At 64.8% G+C, this 18,977-nt stretch carries 15 protein-coding genes; 13 read left to right on the forward strand and 2 right to left on the reverse strand.

What is annotated here, in order from left to right; genetic code table 11:
- The first annotated feature begins 86 nt into the window (after positions 1–86).
- The 7 genes from STHERM_RS11710 to STHERM_RS04720 all read left to right on the forward strand — a co-directional run bounded on the left by STHERM_RS11710 (position 87) and on the right by STHERM_RS04720 (position 9,927).
- Positions 87–1,337: a tetratricopeptide repeat protein gene (locus tag STHERM_RS11710; RefSeq protein ID WP_041623261.1), complete on the forward strand. Its 1,251-nt coding sequence runs from the start codon at positions 87–89 to the stop codon at positions 1,335–1,337.
- The gene (locus STHERM_RS12535) at positions 1,262–3,028 is read left to right on the forward strand and encodes a hypothetical protein (protein WP_148223868.1); all 1,767 of its coding nucleotides are present in this window, start codon (positions 1,262–1,264) and stop codon (positions 3,026–3,028) included. The genes STHERM_RS11710 and STHERM_RS12535 overlap by 76 nt, the downstream gene beginning before the upstream one ends.
- Positions 3,025–7,617, forward strand: coding sequence for a SpoIIE family protein phosphatase (locus STHERM_RS04700; RefSeq protein ID WP_013313740.1), 4,593 nt, complete (start codon positions 3,025–3,027; stop codon positions 7,615–7,617). The genes STHERM_RS12535 and STHERM_RS04700 overlap by 4 nt, the downstream gene beginning before the upstream one ends.
- Positions 7,618–7,684: 67 nt before the next feature.
- On the forward strand, positions 7,685–8,632 hold the full coding sequence (locus STHERM_RS04705) for a hypothetical protein (RefSeq protein ID WP_013313741.1): 948 nt from the start codon (positions 7,685–7,687) through the stop codon (positions 8,630–8,632).
- On the forward strand, positions 8,629–8,964 hold the full coding sequence (locus STHERM_RS04710; RefSeq protein WP_041623263.1) for a double zinc ribbon domain-containing protein: 336 nt from the start codon (positions 8,629–8,631) through the stop codon (positions 8,962–8,964). Before STHERM_RS04705 ends, STHERM_RS04710 begins: the two co-directional genes overlap by 4 nt.
- Positions 8,965–8,972: 8 nt before the next feature.
- On the forward strand, positions 8,973–9,509 hold the full coding sequence (locus tag STHERM_RS04715; RefSeq protein ID WP_013313743.1) for a hypothetical protein: 537 nt from the start codon (positions 8,973–8,975) through the stop codon (positions 9,507–9,509).
- Entirely contained in the window at positions 9,484–9,927 is a 444-nt protein-coding gene (locus STHERM_RS04720; RefSeq protein ID WP_013313744.1) for a DUF192 domain-containing protein, read from the forward strand. The genes STHERM_RS04715 and STHERM_RS04720 overlap by 26 nt, the downstream gene beginning before the upstream one ends.
- Before the next feature lie 3 nt (positions 9,928–9,930).
- On the opposite strand, the gene xseB is transcribed toward STHERM_RS04720, so the two are convergent.
- Complete coding sequence (gene xseB, locus STHERM_RS04725; protein ID WP_013313745.1) at positions 9,931–10,182, reverse strand: exodeoxyribonuclease VII small subunit; 252 nt, start codon at positions 10,180–10,182, stop codon at positions 9,931–9,933.
- Positions 10,163–11,419, reverse strand: a complete 1,257-nt coding sequence (gene xseA / locus STHERM_RS04730) for an exodeoxyribonuclease VII large subunit (protein ID WP_013313746.1) — start codon at positions 11,417–11,419, stop codon at positions 10,163–10,165. The genes xseB and xseA overlap by 20 nt, the downstream gene beginning before the upstream one ends.
- Before the next feature lie 89 nt (positions 11,420–11,508).
- On the opposite strand from xseA, the gene STHERM_RS04735 reads away from it, so the two are divergent.
- From STHERM_RS04735 to STHERM_RS04760, 6 genes are all read left to right on the forward strand, one after another.
- Positions 11,509–13,002: a spiro-SPASM protein gene (locus tag STHERM_RS04735; RefSeq protein ID WP_013313747.1), complete on the forward strand. Its 1,494-nt coding sequence runs from the start codon at positions 11,509–11,511 to the stop codon at positions 13,000–13,002.
- 10 nt (positions 13,003–13,012) lie between these two features.
- Positions 13,013–13,930: a hypothetical protein gene (locus STHERM_RS04740; RefSeq protein WP_013313748.1), complete on the forward strand. Its 918-nt coding sequence runs from the start codon at positions 13,013–13,015 to the stop codon at positions 13,928–13,930.
- Positions 13,927–14,613: a cytidylyltransferase domain-containing protein gene (locus STHERM_RS04745; RefSeq protein WP_013313749.1), complete on the forward strand. Its 687-nt coding sequence runs from the start codon at positions 13,927–13,929 to the stop codon at positions 14,611–14,613. The genes STHERM_RS04740 and STHERM_RS04745 overlap by 4 nt, the downstream gene beginning before the upstream one ends.
- Positions 14,568–16,265: a class I SAM-dependent methyltransferase gene (locus STHERM_RS12650; protein ID WP_041623264.1), complete on the forward strand. Its 1,698-nt coding sequence runs from the start codon at positions 14,568–14,570 to the stop codon at positions 16,263–16,265. Before STHERM_RS04745 ends, STHERM_RS12650 begins: the two co-directional genes overlap by 46 nt.
- A 78-nt stretch (positions 16,266–16,343) precedes the next feature.
- Positions 16,344–17,954, forward strand: coding sequence for an ATP-grasp domain-containing protein (locus tag STHERM_RS04755; protein ID WP_013313751.1), 1,611 nt, complete (start codon positions 16,344–16,346; stop codon positions 17,952–17,954).
- A complete protein-coding gene (locus tag STHERM_RS04760; protein ID WP_013313752.1) occupies positions 17,951–18,970 on the forward strand; it encodes an N-acetylmuramoyl-L-alanine amidase family protein in 1,020 nt (339 codons plus the stop codon). Before STHERM_RS04755 ends, STHERM_RS04760 begins: the two co-directional genes overlap by 4 nt.
- Positions 18,971–18,977: the final 7 nt, after the last annotated feature.

Here is an 18,977-nt window from a genome sequence, read left to right on the forward strand (position 1 = left end):
TTCAATATACTTCATCGGGGGAGGTTCTTCCAGTGCGGTGAGGATGTGGAAGGGGTGGTATACTTTGGCATGGTGAGGCAGGCCGCGTGAGGTACATGGGTGTGAGGCTGCTCCTGTGGTGTCTCCTCGTCTTCCTGGTGGGGGGGGTGGTGTATGCAGGTGGGCAGGGGGAGGATGCGCTCGAAACGGCCCGGCGTCTGATAGAGGAGAAGCGGTACAACAGGGCGATAGAGATCATCACGCAGGTGATGCGGGAGGATCCCGATCGGATGGAGGAGGCTGAGGCCCTTCTCGCACGGGTGCGGATGGTGCGGGGGGATTTCAACGCCCTGTATGCCGAGCTCATCGAGGTGCTCTATGTCCAGAGGGATGTGGAGCGGGCCCTCAGGATCATCGAAGAGCTGGAGGGAATGGACGAGGAACCGGATCCGGCGGTGAGGGAGTCGCTCGCGAGGGCCAAGGAGACGGCCCGGTTCGTGTACAATCAGGATCGGTTCAGGGAGATCATGGAGGAGGGGGCCCGGCTCCTCAATGCAGGGAGATACGCCGAGGCGGTCCGGCTCTATCGGGAGGGGTTCGGGCTCTACCGGGAGGAGTTCTTCTCCTCGCAGTATGGGAATGTGATACTCGACGAGGTGGGCAGGGTGGTCTCACGGTTGGACGGGATCGTAGGCGGGCTCTCCGAGGTGCTGGCCGATTTTGATGATGCCTGGAAGGGGTATGCGGCTGTGGTCGAAGGGGGTGGGGTGGATGAGGTGGTGGAGGGGTATGAGGCTTTCAGAGAGGCTGCGTTCCGGCTGGCTGCTGCGAGGAGGGAGGTCTTCCGATTGGGGCGGGTGGTGGCGTGGGAGAACCTCCGGGTGATGGAGAGTGCAGGGCTGGAGCGGGAGGATTTCTTCCTGGGGTTCATGCAGCGGCTCGTCCTCGGACGGATGCAGGTGCGGGAACGGGAGGGGGTGCTGGGGGCCCTGGAGCGGGCCCTGCTCGAGGGGCTCGGAGGGGTAACGGCGGGGCTCGAGCGGAGGCTTGAGGGTGTGGTGGAGGAGGGGTTCGGAGGGGGGGCGGTGTGGGCGGATGTGGTGAGGCTCGCAGGGGTGATGGTGCGGGTGCAGGAGTGCTGGGGGGCCTCGGGGGTATGGGAGAGGGGGGGGATGGGGGAGTGGGAGCGGGAGGTCGTGGGGCGTGGGGGGAGGGTCGTGTTGCTGGGGAGGGCGTACGGGGCGGTGGCGAGGGCGATGGAGCGGTTGGGGGAGGTGCGGGGGTGGGGGAGCCTGAGGGGGATGTGGATGTGCGGCTCGCGGCGGTGCGGGAGCGGGTGGCCGGGGTGCGGGGGGTGATGGGGGAGCTCGAGGAGGTGGTGAGGGTCTTCGAGGGGCGGTTCGGGGCGTTCGGAGGGAGGGATGCGGCACGGGTGGTGAGGGGTGCGGTGCGGCACCTCGAAGGGGTGGCGGCGGAGGAGGAGAGGCGGGCGGTGCGGGTGGTGGTGGAGGCCCTGGCGAGGGATGTGGGGAGGATGGAGGAGGGGGTGAGGGAGGGGGCGGCGATGGTGCAGGGTGTGCGGGAGTTGCTCGAGGGGAGGGAGGAGGAGGTGGAGGTGGGGGGTACGCTCCAGACCGTGCTCGCGAAGTATCCTCGGGAGGCCCTTGTCCTGGCGGAGGAGGCAGAGCAGGCGCTGCAGGGATACCTGTCGTTCCATGCATCCCGCAGCCGGGTGTACGCCGCTCTGGAGGAGTACCTTCGTACCGATGAGGGGGTGGAGAGGCTCGTTGCGGGTTTCGACTCGAGCGCAGAGGAAGCGCGTGCTCTCCTCGAGACGCTCCAGGGGCTCAAGGAACAGGCCCGTGAGCAGTCTCTCCTCGCGGAACGATACCGCAACGAGGGGCTGAAGAGGCTCCAGGACGCGGAGCGCTCGATCGAGCGCGAGGCCTACGACGAAGCTCGGACCCTGCTCTCCGAGGCGGGGGAACTCTTCGCCACTTCCTTCTCGCACCAGGAAGATCCGGACCTGAGGAGGGAGGTGGATGCGAGGCTCATCGCCCTGTCGGAGCGTATCGTGAGCGAAGAGAACCAGCGGATCATCCGTGAGGTGCGATCCCTCATCACCCAGGGGAGGGAGCAGTACCTCCTGGGCAACTTCGAGGAGGCGGAACGACTCCTGCTCCGAGCCCAGGCCAGGTGGCGGGTGACCCATACCGAGGACAATGAGGAGGTGGTCTACTGGCTCAAGTTCGTCCGGGCCGCCCTCGCTGTCCAGCGGGGCAGGATCATCTCTGAGACCGATCCTCTCTACAGCGAGATCACCCAGCTTCTCAACCTCGCGCGCCAAGACTACCAGGCTGCTTCGGGGTTCATGGCTGAGGGGAGGGAGAGCGAGGCGATGAGGCTGCTCGATCAGGCGGTGGAGAAGCTGCTCAGGGTGAGGATGGCCTTCCCCCTCAACAGGGATGCGAGCATCCTCCTCCTGAGCATCGAACAGTTGCGAAATCCCGACAACTTCGATGCGCTTTTCAGGAGGCGTATCGATGAGGCGATCGCCAAGCTGAACACGGCGCCGCAGGAGGCCTACGTGGAGCTCCAGGATCTGGCCGCCATACGTCCCGACTTTCCGGGGCTCAAGGATGCGATCTACCGGGCCGAGATCACCCTGGGAATACGGGTGCCTCCTCCTGATCCCAGGAATATCGCTCGATCGAAAGAGCTCTATGCGCAAGCTCTCGAGATCTTCAACCGGAACGATCGGGCGAACTTTCCTGTGGCCCTTGAGCAGCTCAATCAGGCGATCACCCTCGATCCGGACAATCAGGATGCCATCGTGCTCAAGGACCGGATCCAGCTTGCCATGGGGGCTCAGACCACGGTCACCCTCCCCAGTTATGCGCTCAGGCGCTACAAGGAGGCCGAACAGAAATACGTGGAGGGGAGATACTACGAGGCCCTGGCCATCGTCCAGGAGCTTCTTGCCGATGAGAGGGCGAAACGGTATCCTCCCCTTTTGGAGCTCAAACGGAGGATAGAATCAAGGCTATGAGACGTCTCCTCCCCCTCTGCGTGGTGGCGGTGAGCCTCTTCGTTCCCTGGGGTATGGGGGCTCAGGAACTCTACTGGGAGGCCCCCCATGTGATGGGGAGGGAGGGTGCGCGATTCATCCAGGGGGATACGGGTGGGGGCCTCGCGGTGATCGGATGGGAGGAGTTCTACCGGAGAGGGTCCTCCCGTGTGATAGGGGTGTTCGTGAGTGCGTTCCGCGCAGGGGGGCAGTGGAGCGAGCCTTCCCTCGTGACGGAAGTCCCCTTCGTGGGGGATGAGACCGCCATCTATTCCCTCCTCGTGGATCGACGGGGAAGGGTGTTCGTGGCCCTCACGTACGACGAGCGGACCACACGCCTCTTCATCTCCGAGGACGGGGGTTCCTCGTTTTCCTCCTTCGACATGGGGGCCGGTTTCGATGTCTCGGTGGGACCGCGCCTCTTCGAGACCCAGGACGGAGGGTATCTCCTCTTCGTCAACCAGTCCATCGAGGACTCTCTCAGCCTGTTCTATGCCCGTTCGAGCGACGGACGGACATGGTCTTCCTTCGCCAAGCTGGAGGAGAGGCGGGAGTTGGAACTCAACTTCCTCCCCGCGCATGCCTCTTGGCGTGGGAGAGAGTACGTGGTCTACCAGTCGTTCGGCCTCTCGGAGCGGGGGACCTATCAGCTCTACTGCAAGGTGAGCACCGACGGAGGGAGGACGTGGTCTCCTGCCGTGCCCCTCACCCACGGTGAAGATCCACAGGTGCCCGACGCGGCCTTCCAGGACTTCGACAACCAGAGGCCTTTCCTCGCCGTGGTGGACGACAGACTCTACCTGATCTGGGAGCGCACCTACGCTCGCAACCCCACGCAGATCTACCTCCTTGAGCTCACTTCCGAGGGGGCTCCCGCCGGTCCCATGGAACGGATCTCCTCGGGGGACTATGCCCACTATGCCCCTCGCATCTTCCCCTATAGGGGGAGGCCTTACGTCCTGTGGTTGGACACGGGTAAGGGGGAGGAGCACGTGCGGCTTGCCTACAGGGTGGGACTGGATTGGAGATCGAGGGATCTCTCTCCCACAGGGGTGCGGGCCCTCTTCCCGTTTCCCCTCCTAATCGACGACGATCTCTTCATCTTCTGGGAACAGCGTCAGGGGCCGAGATCGCGCATCGTCTTCCTCGAGCCCGACAGGAGCGTCTCCCCGCCCAGGATAGCAGCCGAAGGGGTACGCGACGGTGCCCGATCGCGCACGAGGAGCGTGCGTATCCGCTGGAGCGTTCCTTCCGATTCCTCCGGGATAGCCGGTTTCAGCTACGTATGGTCGCAGGATCCCTCGGCACCGGTGCCGCACAGGCTCATGGTCCTCGAGGACACCACGGAGGTGACGGTGGAGGCAGTCGAAGACGGGCCGTGGTACTTCAGGATCATCGCCCAGGACTACGCCGGTAACTGGTCGGAGCCTGCCACGTTCTCCTACATTCTCGATACTTCGCCCCCGGGCAAGGTGGTCTTCGAGCCCCTCCCCTACGACGAGGAGGGATTCCTCCCCTCCAACACCTTCAGCGTGAGCTGGACTCCCCCACCCGACGAGCCCGTGGCAGGTTATTCCTACCGGCTCGAGTACGTACGTCCGAATCGATCTGACGAGCTGGTATCCTTTCGAGAGGAGGGGCAGCCGGGAGATGAGGAACCTGTCCGCTGGATGGAGCCCGAGCTTCCGGAAGGGTGGAGCCCTTCGCCCCCTCCCGCCTATGTGATGACCGAGGATCCGATCCTCTCTTTCCGCAACCTCGACAACGGGTTGTGGGCCTTGAGTGTGAGGGCCGTCGATACCGTGGGAAACGCGGGTCCTCCGCAGGTGGTGTTCTTCCGGCTCAACAAGTACGTGCCGGTCACCTACATCACCTACGTGGATGCGCGCAAGGACGACCTCGGGCGTGTGGCCCTCACCATCCACGGCCGGGGATTCGCGGAAGGCGGGGAGGTGCACACGATCTTTCTCGACGAGGATGGGAAGGAGCCCTACCATTACGTCTTCTCGCTGGAGAGGGGTGAGTTCACGGTGAGATCGGACAGGGTGATCGCCGGCCCTGTGATCGATAATCCCGATGAAGGGCGCTACTACGTGGGGGTCATCCACCCCACCCGTGGCCGTTCGATCACCGGGCGGCCCCTCATCGCTCTGGAACCGGGCGGCACGGTGAAGATCGGGTACTTCGGTGACTACTCCCTCCCGGTGACCCTCCTCCCGGTTCCTCGGTACAGTATCTCCTCGGGCACCGTCGCGGTAGTCCTCGTCATGCTGACCCTCCTCGTGGTGAGTGGGGTGGCGGGTTTCCAGCTCGCAGGGGTGATGAGGGAACAGTCCCTCCTCACCGCCCAGGCGCGTGCTCTCGTGAAGGGGATGCGGCTGCCGGGTCTGACGAAACAGGAGGTGGTGCGTATGCGACGAAGAGGAATGAGTCTCAGGGTGAAGTTCACCCTCCTTTTCACCGTGCTCGTGATCACGGTGGTGCTCCTGGTGGCCATCCCGCTCGGGGCCTACATGATCTCCACGCAGGAGCGCAGTCTCGCCCGCGCCCTGAAGGAGCGCACGGAAGTACTCCTGGAGAGCCTCGCCAGCGGAGCCCGTACCTACCTGCCCTCGCAGAGCACCCTCGAATTGCTCCAGCTGCCTGCCCAGATCTCGGCCATGGAAGAGGCCCTCTCAGCCACCATCACGGGTTTCGCGGGTCTCGAACCCGACGCCCCTGAGATCGTGTGGGCCTCCAACGATTCCCAGATCGCCTCCAGGATCGACACCCCCGAGCTCGTACCCGGGGAGTCGGTGCTCACCGACGATGTCACGCCCTTGAGGATCGAGCTCGTCCGCACCCTGAACGAGCGGGCGCGCGAGGCCTTGGGTGATCTCCCCCGACAGATCGACAGCCTCGGTCGTGAGGCCCTCGCCCTTGCCACGCGCACCGACGAGGCCTCCCGGATGAGGCTCCAGGACCTCCAGGAGACCATCCGCACCCTCGACGCCCGCATGCGTGCGGTGCTCCAGCAGGTGGGCAATGTGGTCGGGAGCGTCCCCACCTTCGACCCCGAAGACCTGGACTATGGTACCACCACGTACACCTTCTTCAAGCCCGTGCTCTACAGGGTGCGGGGGGAGGACGCCTATGTCCGTGGGATGGTCCGGCTCACGATCTCCACCGAGAGGATCATCCAGGAGGTGGCCTCTTCCCGGGCCGCTCTCATCAGGATCACGGCCCTCATCACCGTGGCGGCGCTCCTCCTGGGCATAGGAGGGGCCCTCCTGCTCTCGGCCATCACCGTCAATCCCATCAAGAAGCTCGTCGCGGGGGTGGAGGTGATACGGGACACCGAGGACAAGGAGAAGCTCGCCGACCACGTGATAGAGGTGAAGTCGCGTGACGAGCTGGCCCTTCTCGCCGAGACCATCAACGAAATGACCCAGGGGCTTGTGAAGGCCGCGGCAGCCAACAAGGAGCTCATCGTGGGTAAGGAAGTCCAGAAGATGTTCATCCCCTTGAGAAAGGACGAGGCCGGGCGCAAACTCACCACCGCCGAGGAGGAAGACGAGCGCGTCTCCCTCTTTGGGTACTATGAGGGGGCAAAGGGCGTCTCGGGGGACTATTTCTACTATCAGAAGGTGGACCGTGAGCACTACGCGTTCATCAAGTGTGACGTGGCAGGGAAAGGGGTACCTGCAGCCCTGATCATGGTTGAGGTTGCCACCATCTTCCTCAACTACTGTCAGAACCTGGACGTGCGGAGAGATGGGGTGCACCTGGACAGGCTCCTCTCGGAGATCAACGATCTCATCGCAGGGAGAGAGTTCAAGGGCCGGTTCGCAGCCATGACCGTGGGACTCTACAACGAGCGGACGGGGAGGTGTTTCGTCTCGAACGCGGGGGATACCCTTCTTCACTACTTCAGTGCCGCCGAGAGGCATCTCAAGGAGGTACGGCTCCCCACCGCGCCGGCGGCCGGGGTCTTCGACAGTTCCCTCGTGGAGATGCAGGGCGGGTTCAAGCAGATCTCACTCCAGCTCTCGCCCGGCGATATCCTCATCCTCTTCACCGACGGACTCGAGGAGGCCCAGCGGGTGATCAAGAATCCCGACTACACCCCCCACACCGTGACCGAGGAGGAGATTGCCTCAGGAAAGGTGCCCTCCTACCTGCGTCCCGGAGAGGAGACCGAAGAGTTCGGCCTCGAACGGATCCGAGCCGTGGTGGAGACGATTGCACGGAAGGGGACCTACCGACTCATCCGGGTGCTCGATCCGGATCCCGTCGAGCTCGTCTTCGATTTTTCTTCCCTTTCCAGCACAGCGAGGGACATGGTGCTGGGCCTGCTCGCCGTGGAAAAGGTCTTCCGCCTCTACCGGGATCCCGCCACCGGTCCTTCGGATGTGGTAGTGGTGGACCGGGCCGTCGATGAGTACCTCAGGCGTACGTTTCTCCAGTATGGTCTCTACTTCAGGGATCCCGAGCCCGACCCCGAACGGCCTGAGTATCTTATCTATCGCAACCTGAAGGAAGACGAGCAGTACGACGACCTCACCGTGTTGGCCCTCCAGAGGAAGGGGTAGGCATGGGTGTGAGGCTGTCTCCTGTTTCCGCTGAAAAACAGAGCCTTCCATGCCGATAGGAAGAAGGATGAAGATACGCCACTACGTGCTCCTCTTCCTCTTCACCACCGTGCTCGCCGCCCTCAACTCGAGCCAGTTCGGGGATGAGGTGGTGCTCTACAACGCCTCCACCCAGCCGGCAGGCTTCCTTCTCGTGCACAACGAGGAGGAGATCGCCCGCCTTTCGGCCGCCTCGATCCCCGATCTCCTCTCCTTCCTCGAGGAGAGGGGGGAAGAGATCGAGCTCCTCGCTCCAGGGGAGTGGGTCGAGATGAGACAGGCGCCCGCCCTGGTCACAGGGTACCTCATCGATCGTGAGACCTTCCAGGCGAGGTTGTTCCGCGCTCTCCTTCCGTCCACGCCCGGGTGGTATCCCCTCGACGAGGAGGTGATCCTCGGTGAGGCCGGTGCCCCCGTCGTGCTTCCCCTCTGGAGTGTGCCGGTGCCGTTCTCGCCGGTGCTCCTCGACGGCACGGTCCGGGACTGGAAGAGATACCCGCCCTCGTGGGGGGCTCCCGACGACGGCCTCCCCCTGCGCGCCTTCCGGGGCACGCGTGAGGGGGAGGAGGAGATCGCCCTTGAGGACGCACGGTTGTGGAGGACTCGCGACCTCCTCCCTGAGCGGATCTGGCTGGCACGGAATCACACCCACTGGTACCTCGCGGTCTCAGGTCTCCCCGCCGAAGCCGGGCTCTCCCTCTTCCTCTATGCCTACGGTCGGGACGAGGTCCCGATCCGGGTGCTCGAGATTCCCCTCTCCGGAGGATCCTACGGCTACCTCGCTTCCTGGGAGGGAAGAGCTGAGCCTGCAGGGGTCTGGTGTGCAGGGCCTGAGGTGATCGAGGCGCGTTGGCCGGTGGACGAGGAGACGCCCCGGAGATGGGAGATCACCACCTACTATCACGAAGGTACCACCTACGAGGAGTTCCTCATCGCCGTGCTTGAGGCCGAAGACGTGGTGGAGCTTTCGCCGTGAAGAGGAGCACGTTCTACTGTGAGTATTGTCACCAGCAGGTGAGCCCGCGGGACAGGATTTGCCCCCACTGCGGAAGGATCTTCACCGATGTGAGGTGCCCCGAGTGCGGATATACCGGGGGGGTGAAGGAGTTCCTGAAGGGGTGCCCGAGCTGCGGCTACCTGGGTGAGGTGCACTATCCGGAGGAGAGACGGGAGGAACCGTCGGATGGAGCCAGCTCCTTCGTGATGTTCGAGAAGAAGGAATCCCTTCCCGCTTCGCTTTTCTGGATCATCATGCTCCTCCTGGGTGCCACCTTCCTGGTGCTCGTCTACTTCTATCTCTCTCTCTAGGAGGTGCCATGAGGGTCTACGGCCTCCTTGTGATGTGTGTGTCCCTCCTCTGGATCGTTCCGGAGGAGGCGCCGCCTCCCCAGCCCATTCAGCGGGGGTTCCGTGGCATCCAGCTGGGTGAGGCCGTGGAGGTGGTGAAGGAGAAGCTCAAACGTGACACCTTCTTTTTCTACAGAGAGGAGCTCGATGTGAGTTTCAGCCCCGGCCGGGACGACATCATCATCCAGACCAGGGCCTGGAAGTATATCACGAACGCCCAGTTCCAGTTCTACAACGAGCGGCTCTCGCTCATCGTGCTTCAGCTCGATACCACGCAGCTCGACTACTTCGGGATGTACCGGAAGTTCGTGGAGAAATACGGCGACCCGGAGGAGTTCAGCCCCTCGCTCGCACGCTGGTCGGACGAGAAGACCATCCTCATCCTCGAGCGACCGCTCACCGTGAAGTACCTCGACCGGGCCTCCCACGAGGAGCTCACCCAAGGCAAGGCTGTACTTCAGAGCACGGAGGACATGGCCCGTGAAGCGTTCATGGATCTGTTCTAAGGCGGCTGGCCTGGTCTTCACGCTCTCCGTCCTGTTCGGATGCGTGGGAGGAGAGGTGGCACACATCAGGATCGACGGGGTATCGCTCAAGGTGGAGGTTGCCGACACCCCGGCGGAACGGGAGCGCGGGCTCATGGGCCGCACGACCCTCGCGCCCTATGACGGCATGCTCTTCGTGTTCCCCAGGGCGTACCGGGCGGCCTTCTGGATGAAGGATACCCCGCTCCCGCTCTCGGTGGCATTCATCGACGAGGCGGGGGTGATCCGGGAGATACACCACCTTGTACCGTTTTCGACAGTGCCCGTTCAGGCCTCAGTCCCTGTGCGGTACGCCCTCGAGGTGGAAGAGGGATTCTTCGATATGCACGGTATCAGGGTAGGGGACGTGGTCCATCTGCCTGAGCGGCTCAGGCAGTAGCCGTCAGCCTTCGAAGTCGAAAAGACCCAGTTCGGGCTTCTTCCGTTCGGGAGCGCTCTCGGGATCCTCCGGATTGTTGAGGAGGATCTCGATCTTCCGCTCCACCGCGGCGAGTTCCTTCTCGAGCTGGCGGGCGAGCGTGATCCCCTCCTCGAAGTAGGCGGTTGCCTCCTCGAGGGGGAGATCCCCCTCCTTGAGACGCTGGGCTATCTCTTCAAGGCGCGAGAGCCTGGTCTCAAAGTCCTTCTTCGGCATCGTGCACCTCCGTTGTTGCTGACTCGTCTTCCGGCGGGGCCACCTGGGTGGTCCGTGCTTCGAGTTCCCCCCGGGCGAGGGTGATGGAGAGCCGCTGTCCCTCGAAGGCGGTACGCGTGTCCCGTAGGATCTCCCTCGTTGCAGCGTCCCGTACGATGGCATACCCCCGGGAGAGGACGGCGCGAGGGGAATGCGCCTGGGTGATCTCTCGTGCCATCTCGATACGGTGTCGCAGTGTGATGAGATATTTCCGCATCGTACGAACGATGGACTGGTGTGCCTCGTCCCATCTTTGGAGATAGGGTGCCCGGTAGAGGGTGAAGAGACGGGCGAGTTGTTCCTCGCTCACCTTGCCGAGGCGGAATCTGAGGCGCTCGCAGAGACCGCGTGTCTCCCGAACCACCGTGAGGTGGGCGTGCTGCACGCGTTGGAGGAGCTCCTCCCGGTGGGCGCTCACCATCTCCGCCGCAGCCGAAGGGGTGGGTGCGCGTAGGTCGGCCGCGAGGTCGCTCAGGCTGTAGTCGATCTCGTGTCCCACGGCTGAGATGACGGGGGTCTCGCACGCGGCGATGGCCCTCACCACCACCTCCTCCGAGAAGGGAAGAAGGTCCTCGATGGAGCCGCCTCCGCGGGCCACGATGATGACGTCGCCGAGCCTCCAGAGATCGGCCCTGCGGATCTGTTCGGCGATGATGGGGGCGGCGTTTTCACCCTGCACAGGGGCGGGTACCACCACGATATCCACCCCTGCGTTGCGCCTCGTGAGGACGTTGATGATGTCCCGTATGGCGGCGCCCGTGGGAGAGGTGACCACCGCGATGCGGGAAGGGAAGAGGGGGATGGGCCTCTTGCGCTCCTTGTCGAAGAGCCCCTCGGCCGCGAGCCTCTGTTTTCGCTTCTCGAGCATCTCCAGGATGGCCCCCATCCCCACCTGTTCCAGCTCCTCGCAGACGAGCTGGTAGGCGCCTCGCGCCTCGTACACGCTCAAGGCGCCCTTCGCGAGGACCATCATCCCGTCTTTGGGCTGGAACGAGAGGCGACGGTACCTGCTCTGGAACATCACCACGTTGAGTACGGCCCGCTCATCCTTGAGGCTGAAGTAGAGGTGCCCGGTGGACGAAGGCCGGCAGTTGGAGATCTCCCCCTGGACCGCCACGTAGGGAAAGGCATCCTCGAGGTAGCCCTTGATGAGCGAGGTGAGTTCTGAGACGGAGAAGACCTTCTGCGGTATGCTCATAGGTACTGGAAGCAAGACTACCCCATCTTCCCCCCACGGGGCAAGGAGCCCTCTTTACCCCCTGAGGGTTGGTGACGATAATGTGAACAATGAAGTACGACGTGGTGCTCACCGGCCTGCACTTCACCGAATATGCCCTTACGCCCCTCGCCTCGGGCCCTTCCGCCTTCGCCCGCGCCCTCGACCTCGCCCGCCGGCTCTCCCCCCGCCACCACCTCCTCCTCCCACCCACCCACCCACCCCTCCCCGACGGCGCCCCCACCCCCCTCACCGTCCCCCCCACCCAGCGCGGCCTCGCCGAGGCCCTCGCCACCCTCGCCGCGCGCACCGACGCCGAGGCCTTCCTCATCCTCCACGCCGACGCCCCCTTCACCCACCACGGCCTCGCCACCCGCCTCCTCGACCAGCACGAACGCTACCTAGCCGACTACACCTTTGCCGAAGGCTACCCCGACGGGCTCGCGCCTGAGGTGATCTCACGCCGTGCCCTCTCGGCCCTCACCCGGCTCGCAGGCGACGAACCCCTCACCCGCAAGGCCCTCTTTCCCATCCTCCAGAAGGACATCAACGCCTTCGACATAGAGACCGTCCTCTCGTCGCATGACGCCCGGCTCCTCCGCATCCCCCTCTTCGCCGACACCCGCCGTAACCACCTCCTCTGCGACCGGCTTGCAGCCCTTCCCCTCTGGGACAAGGACGCCGACGAGATCACCGCCTACCTCCTCTCCCACAAGGAGCTCCTCCGCACCCTCCCGGCCTACTATCAGATCCAGGTGGTCCGTGGGTGTCCCCAGGCCTGCGCCTACTGCCCCTATCCCCTCGAGGAAGACGTACGTGCGGTGCGCGCCTTCATGGAACCGGCACGCTTCGCCGGCCTGGTGGACCGCATCGCCGCGTTCTCCGACGATGCGGTGATCGGCCTCTCCCTCTGGGGCGAGCCCGGCCTCCACCCCGCCGTCGCCGAACTCGCCGCCTCCGTCCTCGCCCACCCGCGGCTCTCCCTCCTGGTCGAGACCTCCGGGATAGGCTGGGACCCTGCGGCACTCGAACGCACCGCCTCCCTCGATACCACCGGCAGGCTCATGTGGATCGTCTCCCTCGACGCCGTGGATCCCGCCCTCTACCGGAGCCTCCGCGGCGACGGCCTCGAGGAGGCCCTTCGCACCGTCGAAACCCTCCACCGCATCGTCCCGGACCACACCCATGTCCAGGCCGTGCGCATGAAGGAGAACGACGCCCACCTGCGCACCTTCTATCAGCGCCTCACCGAGCGCGGGTACAAGGTGATCTTCCAGCAGTACGACTCCTTCTGCGGCAGGCTCCCCGACCGCATGGTGGTGGACATCTCGCCCCTCACCCGCATCCCCTGCTGGCACCTCGCCCGCGACATGGTGATCCTCTTCGACGGCACCGTACCCCTCTGCCGCGAAGACCTCGATGCGGCGCACCCCCTCGGCAACGTCTGGGAGGACGAGCTCGAGGAGCTATGGGAGCGGGGGAGGCCGTGGTACGAACGTCACGCGCGGGAGGAGTATCCCGAGCTCTGCGCGAGGTGCACCGAGTACTTCAACTTCAACTTCTAGAGGGATGCGCATGACCGTACCGTACACCGTGGTAGGAGAAGGATCAGGCACCGTCCCGAACCACTCGGGCCTCACCGTGGCCCTCATGGTGCGCGGGCTCCTCGCCTCGCGGGAGGACCTCGCCCGCACCGCCCGACGGGTGCAGCCGGCCCGCATCCTCTTCCTCGAGGAGCGGCCCGTGCACTACGATGTGGATGCCCTGGTGAGCACGTACCCAGAACTCCGTGTGCTCTACTTCAAGGAGCAGGTCCCCCGGGGGCAGATGGTGGAGGTGGCCCTCTCAGAGGCCGCCACCGACTATGTGCTCGTACTCGACGGGCCGGTGCACGATCTCAGGCTCCCCAGGCGCCTTCCCGTGCCTGAGGAGGATGTGGTGGTCTCGGTCCCGGCCTTACGGTTCGCAGGAGAGCCCCTCCCCTCGGTCTACGCCCCTGCCTTCTCCCGGCGGCTCCTCAAGGTGCTCCCCTTAGGCAGGCCTGCAGGGGGGACTCCCACCATCCTCATCCCCGGCTACACGGGGCTCTATCGTCGTGACCTGGTGGAAGCCGTGGGCGGGTTCGACCCCGAGATCCCACATCCCTACTGGCAGCGGCTCGAGTTCGCCTTCAGGTGTTTCCTCTTCGGCTACAGGCTCCTCTACTACCCACACGTCGAGGTGGAGCTCTTTTCCCAGCCCGCACCGGAGGATCTCACGCCCGACAGTTCGTCCTTCAGGTTTTTCCTCAAGGTGCTCGCACCGAGGAGGAAGGAGGGGAAGATGCACCTCTCCCTGTGGAGGGCGCTCCACGCAGGGATCCGGGCAGGGGTGGGGTGGCAGCGGGCGGTGAGGGAGTTCCGGGATGTGCGAAGGTGGCTGGAGGAGACGGAGGGCCTCTTCCGACAGGACGCCGTCACCCTGGTGGCCTCCTGGGAGGTGGAGGAGGTATGACGGGCATCTTCCTCCAGGCCAGGATCGACTCTTCGCGGCTTCCGGCCAAGGCCCTCCTCGCGCTGGGGGGGAGGACCCTCATCGAGCACGCCATGGTGCGGCTGAGGCGGGTGCCGGCCGATGTGTACGTGCTGCTCACGGATGATGCGAGCCTTCCTTTTCTCGCTCCCTATGCCCAGGCCCGTGGGTTCGAGGTCTTTGCAGGGCCGAGGGATGATGTGCTCATGCGGTACGTCATGGCGGCCAAGGCCTATGGGGTGCGTACGGTGGTCCGTGCCACGGGCGACAATCCGCTCGTCTCTGCAGTGGCGGCCTCGGCGGCGCTTGAGTTCCACTCCCGAGGGGGGGCCGATTATACGGGGTTCAGGGACATCCCGCTGGGTACGGGGGTGGAGGTGGTGGATGCGTCGGCTCTCTTCCGGGCCGCGGAGGAGACGGTCGACCCTTACGACAGGGAGCACGTGACGCCATACGTGCGCCGGGGGGAGGGGGGACTGGTGGTCAACCTGGTCGATCCGCCTCCCTCGTGGGCTGCGCCGCACCTCAGGGTCACGGTGGACACCCTCGATGACTTCCTCTTCGTGTGTCGGATCATGAGCGAGGATCCGGATGTGGAGATCGAGGACCTGGTGGCGGGGTGGGGTGGGAAGGCGCGGGATGCGGTGGTGGGGGGGGTGTGGTGATGGGGGTGAGGGTGGTGTGTGTGGCCCAGGAGGGGAAGGGGGTGGGGACGGGGCACAGGGTCAGGATGGAGCGGCTCGCGGAGGGGCTTCGGAAAGAGGGGGTTGAGGCAGGGGTGCGGGTGTGGGATGGGGGGAGGTGGGAGGGTGAGGGGGGGGAGGTGGTGTGGGTGGTGGATGTGCGGCGCTCGGAGCGTGGGTGGGTGAGGGCGCTCAAGGAGGAGGGGGTGGTGGTGGCGCTCGATCCGGATCCCGTGCTCGCCCGGGAGGCGGATGTGGTGCTCGCTGGGTTGCCGCAGGCGCACCGGGAGCGGGTGAACGTGCGGGTGGCGCCGGTGTGGTGGGAGGTGCCGCGGCGGGAGGGGAGGGGGCGCGAGATCCGGCGGGTTCTGGTGAGCTTCGGGGGGGAGGATCCGTGGGGGCTCACCGAGTGGGTGTGCGGTCTGGATGGGGGGGTGTGGGGGGGGTGTGAGGTGGAGGTGGTGGTGGGGCCGAGGTTCGGGAGGGAGGTGCGCACGGGGTGGCGGGTGGTGCGGCCTTCAGGGCCGCTCCACGAGCGCCTTGGGGACTACGATCTGGTGATCACCTCGTTCGGGCTCACGGCGTACGAGGCGCGGAAGGCGGGGGTGGGGGTCCTGCTCCTCAACCCTACGGCCTACCACGCGGGACTGGGGAGGCGGGCGGGGTTTGCGGGGGGGCGGCCGGGGCGGGGGTGGGTGAGGCTGCTTGGGCGTGTGTTGAGGGGTGGGGAGGAGGGGGTGTGGGGGGAGGGGGTCGGGGGGAGGAGTGCGGTGGAGGTGGTGAGGGGGGTGGTGGAGGGGTGGGGTGGGGTGGGGTGTCCGGGGTGTGGGGAGCGGGGGAGGCGGGCGGTGTGGCGGGGGGAGGAGAGGACGGTGGTGCGGTGCGCGGGGTGTGGGCTGGAGTATGTGCTGGGGTTGGGGCCGGCGGAGCGGGAGTATGGGCCGGACTACTTCTTCGAGGAGTACCGCGCGCAGTACGGGAGGACCTACCTGGAGGACTTTGCGTCCATAGTTGAGCGGGGGAGGGAGCGGGTGCAGGTGTTGCGGCGATGGGTGCCGGAGGGGGGGAGGGTGCTGGATGTGGGGTGTGCGTATGGGCCGTTCCTGGTGGCGGCGAGGGAGGGTGGGTATGTGCCGGCGGGGCTGGATGTGGGGGAGGATGCGGTGGCGTATGTGCGGCAGGAGCTGGGGGTGTGGGCGTGGGTGGGACGATTCGAGGAGTGGGAGGAGGAGGGGGAGTGGGATGCCCTCACCATGTGGTTCGTGATAGAACACTTCCGCAGGCTTTCGGAGGTCCTCGACAAGGTAGCCCGCCTCCTCAAAAAGGGAGGGATGTTCGCCTTCGGCACCCCGAACGCGCGCGGCCTCTCCTGGCTCCTCAGGAGGGATCGCTTCTATCGGGAGAGCCCCCGTGATCATCACCTCCTCCTTTCGGTGGGGGTGGTGCGCCGTCTCCTCGGACGGTGGGGGATGAAGGTGGTGGCCGTGAGACAGACAGGCCTCCACCCGGAACGTATCCCGGTCCTGGGACGCCTCTTTCCCCCGGGGACGCTGAGATGGAGGATCACGGGCCGGCTCCTGGGTCTCCTGGGGCTCGGTGATACTATCGAGATCTATGCCAAGAAGTACGGATGAGTGTTCCCTCCTCACATCCTCATGCGAGCTGAAGATGTGCCGATTCTTGGAGTAAGAGGTGTAGTGTGGGAGGGGATCATGGAAGACCAGAAGACCGTACTCATCCTCGGTGCAGGGGTCATGCAGCTTCCCGCGATCAAGATCGCCAGGCGCCTGGGATGGAGGGTGGCTGTGGCCGACGCCGACCCCTCTGCCCCAGGGGCACGGCTTGCGGATCTCTTCTTCCACGTCGATCTCAAGGATACCGAAGGGCTCCTCGCTGCAGCCCGGAAGCTCGCCTCTCAGGGAGGGCTTCACGGTGTGTTCACCGCAGGCACCGACTTCTCCACGAGCGTGGCCTACGTGGCCGAGAGGATGGGGCTCCCGGGCATACCCTACGAGGTGGCGTTGAGGGCCAAGGACAAGGCGCTCATGCGGGACCACCTCCACCGTGCGGGAATCCCGGTACCCCGATATGGGGTGCTCTCACGTGAGGAGAGAGCGAACCGCCTCCTCGAGGAGGCACGTCGGATCCCCTTTCCCCTCGTGGTGAAGCCCGCGGACAACATGGGGGCCCGTGGCGTGCGGCTGGTGAGGGACACCACTGAGCTTGAGGAGGCGTTCGAGAGGGCTGCGGCCTGTTCCCTCTCCGGGAAGGTGGTGCTGGAGGAGTTCCTCGAGGGTCCGGAGTTCAGTATCGACGCCGTGGTGTGGCGGGGAGAGGTGCACATCTGCGGCGTCGCCGACAGGCACATCTTCTTCCCTCCTTATTTCGTGGAGATGGGCCACACCATGCCCACGGATACCCCCCCCTCGGTGAGGGCCGAGCTCGAGGAGGTCTTTGTCCAGGCCGTGAAGGCCTTGGGGATCACCGAGGGTGCGGCGAAGGGCGACGTGTTCTACACCGGCCGCGGCCCTGTCATCGGCGAGATCGCGGCCCGCCTCTCGGGCGGCTACATGTCGGGGTGGACCTATCCCTATGCCTCGGGGGTGGAGGTCACCGAGGCCGCCCTCCGCATCGCGGTCGGCCTCCCGCCGGGTGATCTTTCCCCCCGGTGGGAACGGGTGTGCGCCGAGCGGGCCTTTCTCTCCATACCCGGCGTGGTGCGATCGATAGAAGGCTTCCACCTCCTCAGGCTCGAGCCGGGGGTGAAGAAGACCTTCCTCAGGATCTCTCCCGGAGACAGGGTGCGCTTCCCGACGAACAACGTGGAGAAGTGCGGGAACGTGCTCGCCCTTGGCGAGACTCGGGAAGAGGCGGTCGCCCGCGCAGAAGGGAGCGTGTCCCGGGTGAGACTCGTACTCCTCCCCGGAGATACGGAGACCTCCTCCTTCCTTTTCGAAGACACCTCGTTCCCTTCCGCCTTCGGACTCGCTCATCACGAAGAGGTCCACCTCTCTCGTCTCTCGCCTCTGTACCGCAGCTTACCTCGGGTTTCCCCTCCCTGTCGGGTGAGGAACGTAGGACGGAACGCCTATGTGGACATCCTCCCTCTCAGGGTGAAACAGGACCGGGATTGGTACTGTCACACCATAGGGGAGATCCTGGAAGAGATGGACACATACCTCGCCTCGATGCCACCTCTCCCGCGGATTCTGGGGAGGGACTTCTGGATTGCCCTTCTCAAAGGTGGCTGGCAGGGCGCGAGGTGGTACGTGGACACCCTCCGCGAGGGAGTTGATCCGAGAACCCTGGAGCCTGTGGGATGAAGAGAGGAGTCCTCTTCCTGCTCGTGTTCCTCGTTTCTCTCGTCGCCGTGTTCGGTGAGGAAGGGAACGCAGGTATATATCCACTCCTCTCCTTCCTCCACGATGTCGGAGGCCATCTCTACTGGGATCCCCTTGGGAGGAAAGGCCTCATCTCCACACCCTCCCATCTCCTCTCCTTCTCGCCGGAGAGTCCTGTGGCCTACCTGGATTACCGTACCCCTGTGAAGGTGACATTCACCGAACGGAACGGCGCGATTTTCCTCACCGACGAGACAAAGGACCGCCTTCTCTCCCTCCTCGAGGAGGAACGGGGCCCTCGGATCGCCGCGATCATCCTCGATCCCGGACATGGGGGCAAGGATCCGGGGACCATAGGCACCCACACCCTGTCCGACGGGAAGAAGCTCGTGATCCAGGAGAAGGAGGTGGTGCTCTCCATCTCCCTCCGGTTGAGGGATCTCCTCGAGAAGGCGTATCCCGACAAGCGCATCTTCCTCACCAGGGAATCCGACCGCTACCTCTCGCTGGAAGAGCGCACCGAATTCGCCAACACCGTACTGAGCGACTATTGGGAGGATGCCGTTCTCTTCATCTCGATTCATGCGAACGCCTCTCTCAATCGAAACGCGAAGGGCTTCGAAGTGTGGTATCTCCCCGAGGACTATCGGAGAACAGTGGTGGATCCAAAGGATGTCGAGGCGGAGGAGGTCTTCCCCATCCTCAACAGCATGAAGGAGGAGGAGCTCTTCGTCGAGGGACTGCTCCTCGCACGAATGGTCTCCGACGGGCTCGAGTCGACGATCGGGAAGGTGAGTCCCAACAGGGGGCTCAAGGCCGAGAAGTGGTACGTGGTGAGGAACGCGCGGATGCCTGCGGTCCTCGTGGAGGTGGGATTCGTCACCGAACCCGAGGAGGCGAGGCTGCTCTCCACCCCTGCCTACTTGCAGGATATCGCGCGCGGCCTCTATAATGGAGTCGCCCGATTCATAGAGCACTATGAATCGCTCTCATTCTGATGTCGTG

It is taken from the genome of Spirochaeta thermophila DSM 6192 (assembly GCF_000147075.1).
Classification (GTDB): domain Bacteria; phylum Spirochaetota; class Spirochaetia; order Winmispirales; family Winmispiraceae; genus Winmispira; species Winmispira thermophila_A.

What these genes read in the sequence shown, in the direction of transcription:
- STHERM_RS04760 (WP_013313752.1), top strand. Translation starts at nt 17,951, where the DNA reads ATGAAGAGAGGAGTCCTCTTCCTGCTCGTGTTCCTCGTTTCTCTCGTC.
- STHERM_RS04755 (WP_013313751.1), top strand. Translation starts at nt 16,344, where the DNA reads ATGGAAGACCAGAAGACCGTACTCATCCTCGGTGCAGGGGTCATGCAG.
- STHERM_RS04735 (WP_013313747.1), top strand. Translation starts at nt 11,509, where the DNA reads ATGAAGTACGACGTGGTGCTCACCGGCCTGCACTTCACCGAATATGCC.
- STHERM_RS04745 (WP_013313749.1), top strand. Translation starts at nt 13,927, where the DNA reads ATGACGGGCATCTTCCTCCAGGCCAGGATCGACTCTTCGCGGCTTCCG.
- xseA (WP_013313746.1), bottom strand. Translation starts at nt 11,419, where the DNA reads ATGAGCATACCGCAGAAGGTCTTCTCCGTCTCAGAACTCACCTCGCTC.
- xseB (WP_013313745.1), bottom strand. Translation starts at nt 10,182, where the DNA reads ATGCCGAAGAAGGACTTTGAGACCAGGCTCTCGCGCCTTGAAGAGATA.
- STHERM_RS04715 (WP_013313743.1), top strand. Translation starts at nt 8,973, where the DNA reads ATGAGGGTCTACGGCCTCCTTGTGATGTGTGTGTCCCTCCTCTGGATC.
- STHERM_RS04700 (WP_013313740.1), top strand. Translation starts at nt 3,025, where the DNA reads ATGAGACGTCTCCTCCCCCTCTGCGTGGTGGCGGTGAGCCTCTTCGTT.
- STHERM_RS04740 (WP_013313748.1), top strand. Translation starts at nt 13,013, where the DNA reads ATGACCGTACCGTACACCGTGGTAGGAGAAGGATCAGGCACCGTCCCG.
- STHERM_RS04705 (WP_013313741.1), top strand. Translation starts at nt 7,685, where the DNA reads ATGAAGATACGCCACTACGTGCTCCTCTTCCTCTTCACCACCGTGCTC.